Raw genomic sequence first — 14,726 nt, 5'->3', positions numbered from 1 at the left:
CATTTTTCTGAATGGCCAGGTTCGACATGTCAAGCAATCCTGTCGCCAACAATTCTTCAAATTACAAAAAGCTTCCAGTACGAAAAATTATTCGAGGAATACGAGCGCAACTAATAATCAACTTGCGGAATGACGTACTGAACGGATTTTATAAGCCTGGGGAAGCAATTCGTCAGGAAGAAGTGGTCGCTCGGTATCAGGTTAGTCGTACGCCGGTTCGCGAAGCGTTGATTCATCTTGAGCAAGAAGGCCTAGTTGTTACGACGCCGAATTGCGGCGCTCGTGTCGCCAGCCAAGCGTCCGACGCGATTCATGGACTTCTCAATCCTATTCGTCGCACGATAGAAGCGCATGCGTTGCGGTCTTACTTTGATGACCTGACGGAAGTGGATTTTCATGATTGGGAACAAATCCTAGACGAAATGAAAAATGCGTGCGTCCGTCGGGAGATGTCGGCAATTGCCGAGCATGATGTCGCATTTCACCGCTCCATCATCGAACGCGCGAACGAGCCCCGCCTTGTGAAGATATGGCAGACTCTGGTCAGTCAGATCCAGTGCTATTTTCTCCAGTCGCATGCGGAGTATTCCGATTTGATGGACATTTATCGTGAGCATAAAGCGATCCTCGGCGTCATGCGTCAGGGGGATCGCGACGCAGCGGTAAATTATTTAGCTGATCGGATTGGCGATCCGATCGCCGAGATGGTCGATCAAGATTATCTCTCTGCGTTTGCTGGTTCTCGCGCAAAGTAACAATCTAAATAATACTCTCTTCTTTTCTCTCAGTGCAGGTAATACTATGAATCGATCAAATAGATTTCGAGATGGTTTTACACTTGTAGAATTGTTAGTTGTCATTGCGATTATAGGTATCTTGATCGCGTTGCTTTTGCCGGCCGTACAAATGGCCCGCGAAGCGGCGCGTCGAATGCAGTGCTCGAATAATCTGCGCCAATTGGGACTGGCGCTGCACAATCATCATGACGTGCTCGGGTGGTTTCCGCCTTCTGCTTTGGAAGATACGCTCCGCATTAGTCCGCAAGGGCGTTTGCTTCCTTATCTCGAACAGTCAGCGTTGTACGACATTATTGATTGGAATCAGGGGTGGGAGCAAACAGTTCATGATCCAATTCGGCAGACGCAAGTATCGCAGTTCATGTGCCCTTCTTGGGGCAGATCTGACGCGACGTACTACTATGAAAATGGGGGTTGGGCGTATGGCGAAGGCGAAAAGATCACGCATTACGTGGGCGTGATGGGCGCCAAAGGTGCGATCATGGATACCAGTGAAGACTACGAATATCTCGACGAAGGTTCTCTCGGGGGCTTCGCTACCAACGGGGCGATTATCCGGAACAAAGGCTTGAAGGCGAGAGACTTCCTGGATGGGTTAAGCAACACGTTTATTGTCGGCGAGATTGCGTGGGATTTCGGTGACGAAATTGAAGCTTGGCTTGGAGGATTAAGTCCTGGTCACACCAATGCGATGGTGAGTAAGAACCTCAACTACCCATTGAATTCGTACCGCTATGATCCAAGCCTCAATTTTCGTGACCTGAACGATATCAGCTTTGGCAGCATGCATCCCGGCGGCGCACATTTCGCCAAAACCGACGGAAGCGTGCAGTTCTACTCCGAAACGACCAATCTAAGCATCCTGAAAGCTTTGGCAAGCCGCGCTGACCAAGAGGTGATCAACAATGGGGCGCTTTAAGGTCAGGGTAATTGATCGGATGATCAACAGCAATTTTCGTCAGATAGCGCGGCTATGTCTCTTCTGTCTATCGATCTCGCTGTTGACGGGTTGCGGCCGCGACGCGTCGATCGCACAGGTTGATGGGATTGTCGAACTGGATGGAGCGCCGCTTGCGAAGTTCGATAACGCTGCCGTCGTATTTACGCCGAGAGCGGGTCGTTTGGCGACTAGCGTAATTGACCGTAACGGCCGCTTTCAGCTTCAGACCAACGGCATCGGCGAGGGAGCTGCTATTGGAGAGGCCAAGATCACCGTCAGTGCGACGATCGAACGACCTAAATCGTCGGTATCGGATGAACGATATGACCCGGTTGTCTGGGTCATTCCACGCAGATTTGGCGATGCCGATCGATCCGGTTTGTCATGCAAAGTGGTCGCGGGAAAATTGAATTCATTCAAAATTAGCCTCTCTTCCGACGGAACGGGAAGCGTCGAGATTTTGCAGAAAGAGTGAGCGTTAGAGAGTCGTTTGTAACTTGCAAAATATGAGAACAAATTTTTGCCAAATAGTCGGAGCAAGAGCCTTGAAGATTACGCGTATCGAATGCCATGTGTTGCTAGTTCCAGAATTCAATGAAGAAGCGTGCAGTTCCGCCCAGGATAATATCGTCGTGCAGATTCATACCGACGAAGGGCTCGTCGGCGTCGGTGAAACCGATACCAATCCCTGGGTCGCTCGCGAGTGCATTCGCGCCTTGGGAACGCATTGCATGGGATTGGGACTAGAGCAGATGCTCATCGGCGAGAACCCGTTGGAGCCGGAACGCATTTGGCAAAAGCTGTACTCCGGTTCAAAAATGACCGGTCGTCGCGGCGCCGTGATTTGTGCGATGGGCGCCATCGACATGGCGTTGTGGGACCTGCGGGGCAAAGCGCTCGGAAAGCCGGTTTATGAACTGCTGGGGGGCGCTGCGAAAGAGAAGATTACGCCGTATGCGAGCTTAATACCTTCCGGCCGCACGCTAGACGAATATTGCGAAGGATTGATCCAGAGCGCCAAACAAGCGCAAGCGATTGGTTTTAAAGCGGGCAAGATGGAAGTTTGCGTTACCGGCCCTTACTCACATAACGGAATTCAAGCGGACGATCAGGCAATCATTGATTTGGTCGCCGCATGTCGCAAAGCGGTTGGTCCTGACTTCACCATGATGGTTGATGTGGCGTATTGTTGGCCTGACGCTCAAACAGCGCTGCGCGTGATCGAGGAATTAGCGCCGTATGATCTGTTTTTTGTCGAAACGCCGATCGACATCGATGACTTGGAGGGATACGCCTATTTAAGTGAGCGCTCTCCTGTGCCGATCGCAGCTGGCGAATGGCAAAACACGCACTGGGAATTTCTTGATCTGGCTGATCGAGGCAAGATTCAAGTGCTTCAGCCCGACGTTGGACGCGTCGGAGGATTTTCAGAAATCCGCAAAGTCATCGATATCGCTGAACAGCGAGATCTGTTGATTGTGCCGCATTGCTGGAAAAGCGGCATCGGAATCGCCGCTAGCGCCCATTTGGCGGCTGCGACGGCGTGTTGTCCTTTCATTGAGTATTTGCCGGAATCGTTGTGCGAATCGGTATTGCGAAAAGAACTGGTGAGTTCCGGCGTACGGATGGAGAACGGCTTTATTCCTTTGCCGGAACAACCAGGACTCGGCATTGAGTTGAATATGGACGCGATTGAGCGGTATTCGGTGGATGACGTTCGCGGCCGGGGAGAATTAACGGCGGCTCCGTTCCATTGATCAGCTTCATCGCGCCGATCGGTTTTCGCCTACTGTTTCATGAGCGTTGGGGCATTTCACTGACATGCAGCGACTTGAGTTAAGCGGCGTCGGCGTCGACGTCATCGATATTGTCATCGTGGTTGGCTACTTGTTGCTTACCATGGCGATCGGATTGGGGCTTTCGGGCCGCGCATCGAAGAATCTAGACTCCTACTTCCTGGGAGGTCGGACGTTGCCGTGGTGGCTGCTAGGGCTGTCTGGCACGGCCTGTTATTTCGACGTGGCCGGCGTTATGTGGATGATCGGCATCTTTTATGTGATGGGGCAGCAGTTCGTCTGGCCGCAGTTCATGTGGGGATGCGTTCCGATGTTGGCCTGCTTCGCTACATTCATGGGAAAGTGGCTGCGTCGCAGCGGCGCTCGTACCGGCGCTGAATGGATGGCGATTCGTTTTGGCGAAGATTGGGGAGGCGAAACCGCCCGGTCCGCCTACGCCGTCATGGCCGTGGTGATTGCGATCGCCTTCACCGGTTTTTCGGAGTATGGTTGTGGAACGTTCTTCAGCGTCTTTTGGCCGGCGCCGGCGAGTCTGGATGGCACACTCGCCGGACAGTATTGGCCCCATGTGTTGGCGATTGGTTTGATGGCGCTCACGGCGGTCTATACGATTGCTTCTGGGATGGTCGGCGTCGGCTTTACCGGCCTGGCGCAGTTCATCATTATGATCTTCGGCTCGACGGTATTGATTATTCAAGCGATCCGGCTTGGCTCTTACGAACAAATCGCCGCCGAAGTGCCGCCGGCTTGGTTTCAATTTACGCCGGCTTGGAACTGGCCGCGACTGGGAGAATGGGAACTAACGTCCGCATGGGTCGCGTTGGCCCCGATTACGCTGACCTGGGTTGTTAAGGGAATGGCGCTGGGGATGGGAGGTCCGCAGCAGTTGTACGATTTGCAACGTTTTCTCGCGGCAAAATCGCCACGCGAAGCGAGCTTGGCCGGCATGATTTGGGGGGCCGGATTGGTTCCGATGTTTATGGTCGCGGCGGCCGTCGGCGTATTCGGCTTGGTGCAGTGGGGCGGAAGAATCGAAAACCCGGAACAACTGTACCCGGTCGTCATCGGCACGGTTTTACCTGCTGGGCTGAAAGGCGTCGTCCTCGCCGGGTTGCTGTCGGCGTTCATGTCGACTTTTTCGGCAACCGTTAACGCCGGCGCCTCTTACCTGACGCTTGACATCTATAAGAAATATTTCGACCCGCATGCGAGCGACCGCCGCATCATCTACGTCAGTCGTCTGTTTAGTTTGGCGATTGTGGTCGCCGGAATCACGGTCGGCGTTGCGGCGGACGATATCAACGCCATTTTTGAGTGGATCATGATGGTGTTAGGCATCGGCGTACTGGCGCCAAACATCCTGCGTTGGTTTTGGTGGAGGTTTAACGGTTTCGGTTTCGCCGTCGGCACGCTATGCGGCGTCATCGTTGCGATTCTATTTTCGTTCATTGCCCCTGATGCGCCGGCGCATCTCCGCTTTTTCGTGCTCTTGACTGTCAGTACCGTATCCAGCATTTTGGCGGCGCTCTGTACCGAGCCGACCGAGCGATCCGTTTTGATTGACTTTTACCGCAAGGTTCGACCGGCCGGATTTTGGGGACCGGTGCGTGAAGCAGTGGATCGCCAGAACGCGGCCTTTCAGGAATCTTTCGCATGGGATTTGTTCGCTGCCGCGGTGACGGCCGTCGCCTTTCAGTCGCTCTATCTTATTTCAACCTACGCCGTCGCGCACATGTGGACATCGGCTGCAATTGCTCTGGCGACGCTCGCCGGAAGCGTGGTTGTTCTGTACTTCGTTTGGTATCGCCGACTGCCGGCTGTCGACGAGGAAGAAGAAACGGAAAATCGGCACGCGATCGAGGTGCAAGCCGCCAACGGATTTTCCCTGCAAGAGGATCCAAAATGAGTCAATTTGAAGGGAAGATCGCTTTGGTAACCGGTGCAAGTTCCGGAATTGGCCAAGCGGTCGCTTTGCTGCTCGCATCGCGAGGCGCTCAGGTCGTCGCAATCGCTCGGCGAGAAGAACGTCTCGAAGCTTTGCGTCGTGAGTGTGAAAATATTCATCCTCAGGCGGCTGACGTTACCGATCATCGGCAACTTGAACGAATCGTGACCGAAACGGTTCGGGCCCATCGTCAGATCGACATCGTGGTCAATAACGCCGGAGCGAGCTTTTACGAACGCCTGTTGGATAGCACCCTTGAAAACTGGCGGCGAACATTAGAAACGAACGTCGAATCGATGTTTGCACTGACCAAGCTGGTCGTGCCGCACATGATCGAACGTCGTTATGGCCGTATCGTCAACGTTTCCAGCATTCAGGCGAAGGCCGCAGAACCGATGGTGGGCGCCTATGCCGCCAGCAAGGGAGCGATCGACGCTTGGAGTCGTTCACTGGCCGTTGATTTGGCCGAATACGGCATCTTGGTGAACGTTGTTTCTCCGGGTTGTATCCGTACCGAAATGAGCGTCATCAACGGAATTGACGAAACGGAGACCGAAGAGTTTCGTCAGTGGTATGTCGAACGGCGTCGTATTCCGTTGGCCCGACCTGGCGCGAGTCACGAAGTAGCGGCGGCAATCGCTTTTCTCAGCGGCGACGAATGCACTTATATAACCGGCCATACGTTAGTGGTTGACGGCGGTTTGACGATCACTTTTTAACGCGATCCGCTCTAGACAATCAGTCTCGCGATTCGCTGCGATATTGACCTAACGTGCGTCCCGTTTCCCGGCTAAAGAAATTAGAGAGATACTCTGGATATTCGAAACCGCTTTGACTAGCGACCATTTGCATCGGCAGATCGGTCGTTCGCAGCAACTCTTTGACTTTGTCGAGTTGGATACGTTTAATCTCACGGTGCATTGTTCGGCCGATGAGTTCACGAAAACGATTTTCCAGAGTCACGCGCGACAGCGACACCTGGCGAACGACGTCGGGAACTTGAATTCCATGACATGCGTTTTCGCGAATAAATTGCAGAGCTCGAGCGACGTCTTTGTCTCGAATGGCGAGGATATCGGTTGAGCGTCGCGTTACAATTCCGACCGGAGGCAGATGAATCACTTTCGGCGTTTTTTTGATCTTTCCTTGCATCATTTGGTCCAACATTTCGGCGGCGCGATAGCCGAGCGTTGCTCCCCCTTGAATGATGCTGCTGAGCTGCGGCGTCGAAAGTTCACAGATGTGCTCCTCATTGTCGACGCCCAATACAGCGACATCTTCGGGCACTTGAATTTCCCGTTCGCGGCACGCCTCAAGGACATGAAATGCAAACGTATCGTACGCCGCCATCAAACCGATCGGTTTTGGCAATTCCTCAATCCATTGGCCTAACGCCCCAAGCAACTGGTCCCAATCGCGCGCGACTGACAGCGATGGACGAAACTTCCGCGTCTGATAACCTTCCTCAGCGACACGCTGGGCGAACGCTTGCGCACGTCGCTCTGACCAGGGTTGGTCGCGGCGCGTCAGCGGCATTGCGGCGAAGGCGAACTGCGAGTAGCCGCGCTCCAAGAAATGCTCCGCTCCCATTCGTCCGATCGCCTCGTCGCCTGTCGCCATGTAGACGATTTTTGAATTGGAGTATCCGGCGCCTCCGCCGAAACCGATGGAAGGAAGATTTTTGTGGCGAACAATGTCAACGATTTTAGGATCATCGAAGTTCGCAATGATCCCGTCCCCCTTCCATCGCATTAACTGGGCGTCGCGATGCTCAATATCCGCCGGAACATACAAGCTCCACTTGCTTTCCTGGTGAACATAACGGCTGATTCCATCAATCACAGAGCGATCGTACCGCTCGGCAAAATCGGGGATGATAGCGACGCGTTGCGGAGGCGACATTGGTAATTCGGAATGCGGGAATGGGAGCAGTAATCGGCTTTCATTTATTATAGGACTCTTAATACATATTACAATGCAAATGCACCTTGAGCCGTTCATAATTTAATCACGACAAACGCCATTTGGTTAGGCGGAACTGAACTCGCTGTGCATCCATCGTCGGTACAGCGCGACTGCGGCGTTCCATGAATCGAGGAGAGAAATTGTTGTATGAGCGCATCTGTCCGCCATCCCTTGGAACCGCTGACGCCGACCGAGATCGCCGAGGTCGTACGCGTTTTGAAAACTTCAGAACACTTCACGATGACGACTCGTTTTGTCTCGGTCGCGTTGCATGAACCGCCGAAAGAGATCGTGCGCAAATTGCAGTACGCCGCTGCTTTGCGAGAAGCTTTCGTAGTGTTGTTCGATAATGCCTGCAACGCTTGTTACGAAGTGATCGTATCGATCTCTGACGCAGCGATACTTGGTTGGAAACCTATTCCCAATGTCCAGCCGACGATGACGATCGACGAGCAAAATGAATGTGAAGCGGCGGTGCTTGCTTCGGCAGAGTTCAAAGACGCGTTAAAACGACATTACGGCGTTGAAGATACGAGTCTGGTCATGGTCGACATTTGGAGCGCAGGCAACTACGGCGCCGAGGAAGATCGCTCGCGCCGACTGGCGCGCCCGTTGTGTTTCTTACGCGCGGATCCGACCGACAACGGGTACGCGAGACCGATGGAAGGGATTCGCCCGGTGGTCGATCTCAATGAGATGCGCGTCATTCGGGTCGAGGAGCATGGCCAATGGCCGTTGCCTCCGACGGCCGGCAATTACGCATCCGATCGCGTTCCAAATCAACGTACGACGTTGCGGCCGCTCGATATTCAGCAGCCGGAAGGGCCGAGCTTTCAGGTCAATGGTTATCAAGTCGAGTGGGAAAAGTGGAAATTTGTCATCGGTTTCAACGCGCGTGAAGGGCTGACGCTGCATCATGTTCGCTATCACGACGATGGACGCGATCGCTCGATCTTGTATCGGGCTTCTCTCGACGAAATGGTGGTGCCATACGGCGATCCGACTCCGACTCAACGTCGAAAGAACGCGTTTGACGTTGGCGAATACGGCATGGGCGCCTGCGCCAATAGTCTAGAACTCGGCTGCGATTGCTTGGGGGAGATTCGCTATTTTGATGGGCACCTAGTCACTAGTCGCGGCGAACCGCTGCGGATCAAAAATGCGATCTGCATGCATGAGGAAGATTTCGGCATTCTTTGGAAACATACGGATCGGCGCCTGGAAAAACCAGAAGTTCGCCGCTCGCGAAGATTGGTCGTATCGAGCGTTTCGACGGTCGAGAATTACGAATATGGATTCTTCTGGTACCTCTATCAGGATGGGAACATCGTGTTTGAGATGAAGCTGACCGGCATCTTATCGCTGGGCGCCGTACGACCGGGCGAAACGCCCAAGTATGGAGCATTGGCGGCGCCGCAGCTCTATGCGCCGAACCATCAGCATTTTTTTAACATGCGGCTCGATTTTGAAATCGATGGTCCGAACAATGCGGTCGAGCAGCTGGACGTGGTCGCCGAAGCCTGTGATGCGGCGAACCCGTTTGAGAATGCGTTTTATGTACGGTCGACGACGCTCCGTTCTGAGAAAGAAGCACAGGCGAATCTCAACCTTGAATCGGCCCGAACCTGGAAAATCGTTAATCCGTCTGTCGACAACGCCGTGGGACAGCACGTCGCCTACCGCTTCATGCCTGGCGACAATGCAGTCCCGTACGCTTCGCCCAACGCCTGGTGGCGCAAGCGCGCCGGCTTCGTCAATCATCACGTCTGGGTCACTCCCTATCGTGAGAACGAGCGTTACGCAGCTGGCGACTATCCCAATCAAAGCTGCGGCGGTGACGGGATCGTACGTTGGACGGAAGCGGATCGCCCGATTGAAAACACCGATCTTGTTTTCTGGTACACGTTTGGGCATACGCACATCCCCCGTCCCGAAGATTATCCCGTGATGCCGTCCGCCTACATTGGCTTTTTATTAAAGCCATCTGGCTTCTTTGACCTCAATCCTGGCAATGACGTTCCGCCGTCCGCCGCCAAAGACGCCGCGAGCGGCTGCTGTCATTGAGCCCCTTATTCATCCATTACTTAGGAGGTCTAACGCGATGTGTCCGATCTGTTGGGCGACAGCCCTGGCGACCTTCGGCAGTTTGCTGTCCTTTTCCTTGTTGGCGATCGCAGGAACCGATCGCATTGCTGCGACGCTGGCGCTGCTCACTGCGGCGGTTGGCGGCGCTCATTATTGGGAACTCGTGACGCTCGGTTGGGCATGGTTTATCGTGCTGATTACGCTTGCCCTGCTGCGGGTCGTCTATTTGTTGTTAGCGCGACGGCGCGAACTTCTCTTGTTTCAAATCTGGGGCTGCGCTGTTGTCGCCGCCAAGAATGCATGTCCTTATCGTCCCGCCTCGAAGCCATCCGGCTTGCAAGACCACACAGGTCAAGAGAGCGCAATATGAACGCCAGAGCGAATCCACTTACCTTTCTCCGGAGCCCATTATGAGTCCATCCTGCCTGCATTTTCTAGGGGCGATGATCTGCTGTCTTTTGACGGCGCCGGTCTTCGCCACGCCTGCAATAGCCCCTCAGTTTGTCGAGGATTTCACCACTTCAAAACCATCCCAAAGCAATGCCCAGTGGAGCGTCCGCGAAGGGAAGTTGATCTGCGCCGGCGGAGTCGACTCAACGTACGTCGTCTATTCTCAGCCGATCGCCGACTTTTTGTTGACCGCTAAGATCCGTGTAACCGGCGGAGAGCGAACCGCCTTCGGCGTCGCCGTCGGCAAACAAGGGAAGAACTATTCGCTGATCCGCTACTACGACCGAATCAGTCGGCTTGAACTGCGCAATTTTTCAGACGGCTCTCATCAATTCATTGCCGAAGCCGCGGAGCCTTTCTCGCTGAAGAAGGGGGAATGGATGCAACTCAAAGTCGCCACGTCTGGCGACCGCCTGTTGGCGAAGATTTGGCCCGAGAACGTGCCCGAGCCGGATTGGCAGTTGTCATCCACCATCGATCAAGCGATCTCCGGAAAAGTCGCGATCGTTGGTCATGATGATACGCAATTGGAAGTAGACCAGGTCGAGATTTGGACGGACCATGCAGAACTAGCATCTTTGCAACAGAAAATTGCGGATGATCGAGCAGCGCTCTACGCCAAACTTCGACTGGCCGCTGCGCCAGCGATGACGCCGATCGAAAAAGAAGGGCGCCAGGTCCGAGCAGTACGCATCGTCCCCTTTGCCGACCAGGATCGTTTTCCGCTGACCGGCACGCTAGTCATTCGCGGAGGGGACCAGACGTTGACAAAGAAGATTACGCTGCAAGATTATCAACAGCAAAGCGTCACTGTCTATCTGCCAGAGCCGAGCGGGCAGCCTGTCGCCTACGTCGCAGAGTTCGCACCGCAATTTGGCAAGCCGATTTCCGCCGAGTTTGAACTAGCCCCCTACAAAAAGCGACCGAATCGCGAATATGTGCAATCTTGCCTTGACGTCTTGCTGGAACATGGACGAGATACTTATGGATCAATATCCTCGCCGTTATTTATGGCGGTTCTCGACGCCGATACGCGTCAATCGCCAAAGAAGCCGTTGATGCTCGGCTCTCTCGTGCGATTGGAAGATCGCATTCATCGTCGGGGAGAACGGGGATCGAACGTTTGGTACGACGAAAGCCTCCGCAAAGCGCTATATCGCATGTCCGAACTAACCGGTGATGATCGTTACGCAAAAGCAGCTGACGATTCTCTGCGATATTTTTTCGCCAATTGTCGCAAAGATATTGTGCCTGGTTCGACCTATGAAAACGGGATGCCGGCATGGGGAACGCATGTCTATTGGGATTGCTTTCAAGATCGTCCCGGGGGCGACGGAGAGGGAAACGGTCCGCATGAGATTCTCGTATTCAACGCCGATTGGAAGTCGATGTATCGCGTTCATCCCTCGGGAGTTCGTCGCGAGATCGATGGTATTTGGCAGCACCATGTCGTGGATAAGTCCTCTGGCCTCTTCAATCGGCATGACGACGGGCGAAACGGTTGCGACTTTTCTTTTGCAGGCGGCTGTTTCACAAAGGCGTTCGCTTTCATGTATCAAGCGACCGGCGATCAAGCCTATTTGGACAAGGCGCGCACTGTCGCCGGCTGGCATTGGAATCATCGTGATCCCAAGACCGGATTGACGCCTGATTCGCCTGGCCTGACCAATCGCTACGACGGCCATCATTGCTTTACGACTGTGATCGGTCCGCATGCGACCGGTTTGTTAGAAGCGTATCGTCTTTCCGGCGATCCCTTTTTTCGAGATGCGGCATTCACCTACATCAAGGCCTACGACAAGTATGGGTGGAACGAAGAGCAACAAACCTATTGGGGAATGCTGCGTCTTGATGGAACGCCGATTCCGAATCAACCGAAAGGAAACGGCTACGACGCCTATGCTCCTTATGGTTTGATCGACCCTTGGCGAACGACGATTTATTCGTATGAATTTACTCTCGGAGCCGCACAGGCCGCTGTTCAAGCGTATGAAACTTCTGTCGCTGACGGCAAGCCTGACCAAGAACTCCTAGAAATCGCGAAGCGCTGGGGAGGCGTCATGCACCGCGCTCTCCCTGTGCAAATTGGTCGACGCTGGAAAGCGGAGTTGGATGAGGCGCTGCCCGAGTCGGCTGAGATGACCGGCGGGTATGCAGAGGACTATGGACGCTGCATTTCGTTGTTCGTTCATCTCTATCGAGCGACTGATGACCAACGTTATTTGAACTGGGCGAATGAGGTTGCTGACGACGCAATCGCCAAGCTCTATCACAATGGGCTGTTTGTCGGTCATCCCGCCAAACCCTATTACGAAACTATCGACGGCGTCGGGCTCCTGTTGCTTGGATTGCTCGAACTTGATTCTCCCGATCAGGCGACGTCCGCCGCGTTGTAAGCGAGGGGGAATTTGTGCGCCGACCACGCTCTATCCGAATCGTGGTCGGTGCAGAGGGCAGGGGAGCAGTTCCGATTTCAAAACCGAAATGTGCCAACCTCCCAAGTTGGCGACATAGATGCGGCCTTCCGCTAACGCGATGTTCGTCGGTCGGTTGAGAAGCTCTCCGGTTGGATCCTCTACCAGCAATTCAACGCTGCCGTCTATCCGCCCGATAAAAATTCCGTCGGGCTTGTAGCAGCCGATCAACAGTTGTCCATCTGCGGCGAACGCCAGCCCGTCTGGCACGGTACCCGGCGGAAGTTGATACATGACTTCGATCGGACCATTTGTCTCTGATATCGGTACGCGGACAATATTAGCCGCCGTGCTTTGCGCGATGTAGAGCCATCGGTTGGTTGGATCGACGGCTAAACCGTTAGCGAAGCGGAAGGGCCCTTCATGGAAAAGCGTCGTCTGCTGCTTTCGATCGATTCGCATCAAGCAACCCGTTCCTGTTTCGCTCCAATAGTCGCCGGAGTCTGTGACGAACATATTTCCGTCGCAGTCAAACGCTGGATGATTGGGAATGGTGAGCGGTCGTTGCGGAGTTCCCGATGATCGTTCGCTTATCGATCCGTCTGGCGTTATCTTCCAAACTTTCCCTTGGGCGCAATCGCAGGCATGAATCGCTCCATCGCCGTCGAGAGCCAGCCCAAGAATAAAACCGCCGGTTGTCGCCAACAGCGTCACCTTACCGTGGGGCGAGATTCGATAGATCTGACCTGCTTCGCCGCCGGCATAGATCATGCCTTGTTCGTCAATACAGATCGATTCGGGGTGGTCGAGACCCTCGCAGAACGACTCTATCTTGCTGTAATTCAAGTTCATGATGCAACTCTCTTGATGGTTTGGCTATTCCAACGGCTCATCCTGGTCGCGAAGCTCAGCAAGCTCCGCTTCCCCTTGCAAGATGCGTAATCGCAGACGATAGGTCCGCTGCTGGCCCGGCGCAAGCCGTAGATCGGCCGCCGAATGCGAGTCGTTTTGCAGACCAAATAATGATCCGCTGAAAGGCTCCAATGCGGCGGCGTAACATCCCCGGGGAGCGAAATGCTGCCAATGTGCCATCCGCGGAAAATCGGTGGACGAAAAAGCGATTTCCATCGCGAGTTGCCGCCGCTCGTTGATGAGACCGGCTCGGACCCAATCGTCGTCTCCCTTCGGCTCGACAACCAGCAACCCTTCACGCGCGCCGCGGAAGCGCTCTTGCGGCGCCGGAACCATTTTCGTCGCCGATAATTGTTGGGCGTCATATCCTTGGTAAAGGCAATGACCTTGCGTCTTGCCGGCGAAGATAAATCTGGCTCCTTCATCCAGCAACGGATACCCGAAGTTAATGTGATACAAAAGCCCATGCGGCGTCGTTTCGTCACCGACATTCGTGACGACGTCTTCCAAATGGACGATCGGCAGACCAAGTTGAAACCGCCAAGTGCGACGGACTTCGAGGAGCGGACCGAACAGCTTCGTGTCGCGGATAATCGCCGTTAGCCGCATTTCGGTTCCATTGGTCAATCGATCTGGATTGACGACTTCGACAATCGCTGCCGGCGTCTGAGAAAATCGACCATGCAACGGAACGTTTTCTCCTTCTTCGTAGCGAGCTTCGCCCATTCGACCTGGTCCGCCGGTGGTCAACATTCCGCCGGGCCATGAGCGCAGCCATTCCGTCTCGCGGTTGTAGGCAGGACTCGGAGGCGCATAGTCGTTGGCCGACAAGAAGGATAGATTCGTATCGTTGAATGTCGCTTCTCCCAAGTCGGCGCCCCGATCGAGAAGCACCAGCAAACGCAGCCCGCTGCCGGTGTTCACATGGGCGACGCGACAGGATTGACCACCCAGTGGATTTGGGAAATCGAGCGTACCTGTCCGCAGTCCGCCTAACTGTAAAATGTTCTCACATTTCGCCGCATACGAATTGTCTGACTCATTCCTTGGTTCGTTCCGCATGCTGTTGTGTTCCGAGAAGCTGGAAGAGTATCGCTGGATTTCGACTTTTCATCTTGTCATAATTTGACGACATCCAATGGCGAATAGAAAATGTTGCAGACGATTTTTCAGATATTGCAGGCCTCTTGGGGCTTCGGCAACAAGAGAGAGGAGACGGTCCAGACTCGAAGCGTGCGGGATCGTCAAGGAACGAACCGTAGAGGATTTTCTTGAACTACAAGTGACGCGTTGCCTGGCGAATTCTCCCGTTCATTCCTTTTCCAAAACTGAGGTCGTACGTGCTTGAATCGGTAGCGAGAGTAACGATGGCTTACTGTCAATTCAATCTCTTCTGCGACAAGGCGCCGGCCTTTGGGAGAC

Annotated in this window: 12 protein-coding genes; 9 read left to right on the top strand and 3 right to left on the bottom strand. The window is 54.2% G+C overall.

All coding sequences use genetic code 11. The features are described 5' to 3' along the window. Window positions 1-122: 122 nt before the first annotated feature. From M4951_RS13290 to M4951_RS13265, 6 genes are all read left to right on the top strand, one after another. Window positions 123-755 carry a GntR family transcriptional regulator gene (locus tag M4951_RS13290; RefSeq protein WP_262022139.1) on the top strand — a complete coding sequence of 211 codons (633 nt, stop codon included), beginning with the start codon at window positions 123-125 and terminating at the stop codon, window positions 753-755. 46 nt (window positions 756-801) lie between these two features. Beyond that, window positions 802-1,716, top strand: a complete 915-nt coding sequence (locus tag M4951_RS13285) for a DUF1559 domain-containing protein (protein ID WP_262022138.1) — start codon at window positions 802-804, stop codon at window positions 1,714-1,716. A gap of 19 nt (window positions 1,717-1,735) precedes the next feature. Next, on the top strand, window positions 1,736-2,212 hold the full coding sequence (locus M4951_RS13280) for a hypothetical protein (protein WP_262022137.1): 477 nt from the start codon (window positions 1,736-1,738) through the stop codon (window positions 2,210-2,212). Between the two features lie 70 nt (window positions 2,213-2,282). Continuing rightward, window positions 2,283-3,494, top strand: a complete 1,212-nt coding sequence (locus M4951_RS13275; RefSeq protein ID WP_262022136.1) for a mandelate racemase/muconate lactonizing enzyme family protein — start codon at window positions 2,283-2,285, stop codon at window positions 3,492-3,494. Window positions 3,495-3,558: 64 nt separating this feature from the next. Further along, window positions 3,559-5,439, top strand: coding sequence for a sodium:solute symporter family transporter (locus M4951_RS13270; RefSeq protein WP_262022135.1), 1,881 nt, complete (start codon window positions 3,559-3,561; stop codon window positions 5,437-5,439). Further along, the gene (locus M4951_RS13265) at window positions 5,436-6,197 is read left to right on the top strand and encodes an SDR family NAD(P)-dependent oxidoreductase (RefSeq protein ID WP_262022134.1); all 762 of its coding nucleotides are present in this window, start codon (window positions 5,436-5,438) and stop codon (window positions 6,195-6,197) included. The genes M4951_RS13270 and M4951_RS13265 overlap by 4 nt, the downstream gene beginning before the upstream one ends. Window positions 6,198-6,216: 19 nt before the next feature. Here M4951_RS13265 and M4951_RS13260 read toward each other — a convergent pair whose 3' ends face one another. Then, a complete protein-coding gene (locus tag M4951_RS13260; RefSeq protein ID WP_262022133.1) occupies window positions 6,217-7,380 on the bottom strand; it encodes a xylose operon transcription regulator XylR in 1,164 nt (387 codons plus the stop codon). A 210-nt stretch (window positions 7,381-7,590) separates the two neighbouring features. On the opposite strand from M4951_RS13260, the gene M4951_RS13255 reads away from it, so the two are divergent. Genes M4951_RS13255 through M4951_RS13245 form a run of 3 tightly spaced genes read left to right on the top strand, consistent with a single transcriptional unit; the run spans window position 7,591 to window position 12,374 of the window. Then, the gene (locus tag M4951_RS13255; protein WP_262022132.1) at window positions 7,591-9,507 is read left to right on the top strand and encodes a primary-amine oxidase; all 1,917 of its coding nucleotides are present in this window, start codon (window positions 7,591-7,593) and stop codon (window positions 9,505-9,507) included. A gap of 37 nt (window positions 9,508-9,544) precedes the next feature. After that, the gene (locus M4951_RS13250; protein WP_262022131.1) at window positions 9,545-9,898 is read left to right on the top strand and encodes a hypothetical protein; all 354 of its coding nucleotides are present in this window, start codon (window positions 9,545-9,547) and stop codon (window positions 9,896-9,898) included. Between the two features lie 40 nt (window positions 9,899-9,938). Beyond that, window positions 9,939-12,374 carry a hypothetical protein gene (locus M4951_RS13245; RefSeq protein WP_262022130.1) on the top strand — a complete coding sequence of 812 codons (2,436 nt, stop codon included), beginning with the start codon at window positions 9,939-9,941 and terminating at the stop codon, window positions 12,372-12,374. A 30-nt stretch (window positions 12,375-12,404) separates the two neighbouring features. On the opposite strand, the gene M4951_RS13240 is transcribed toward M4951_RS13245, so the two are convergent. Next, window positions 12,405-13,244 carry an SMP-30/gluconolactonase/LRE family protein gene (locus tag M4951_RS13240; RefSeq protein WP_262022129.1) on the bottom strand — a complete coding sequence of 280 codons (840 nt, stop codon included), beginning with the start codon at window positions 13,242-13,244 and terminating at the stop codon, window positions 12,405-12,407. A 24-nt stretch (window positions 13,245-13,268) separates the two neighbouring features. Then, a complete protein-coding gene (locus tag M4951_RS13235) occupies window positions 13,269-14,366 on the bottom strand; it encodes an aldose 1-epimerase family protein (RefSeq protein ID WP_262022128.1) in 1,098 nt (365 codons plus the stop codon). Window positions 14,367-14,726: the final 360 nt, after the last annotated feature.

The organism is Blastopirellula sp. J2-11, assembly GCF_024584705.1.
Lineage (GTDB): Bacteria > Planctomycetota > Planctomycetia > Pirellulales > Pirellulaceae > Blastopirellula.
Note: the sequence above shows the minus strand (reverse complement) of the source record. Positions and strands in the feature narration are given on the sequence as shown.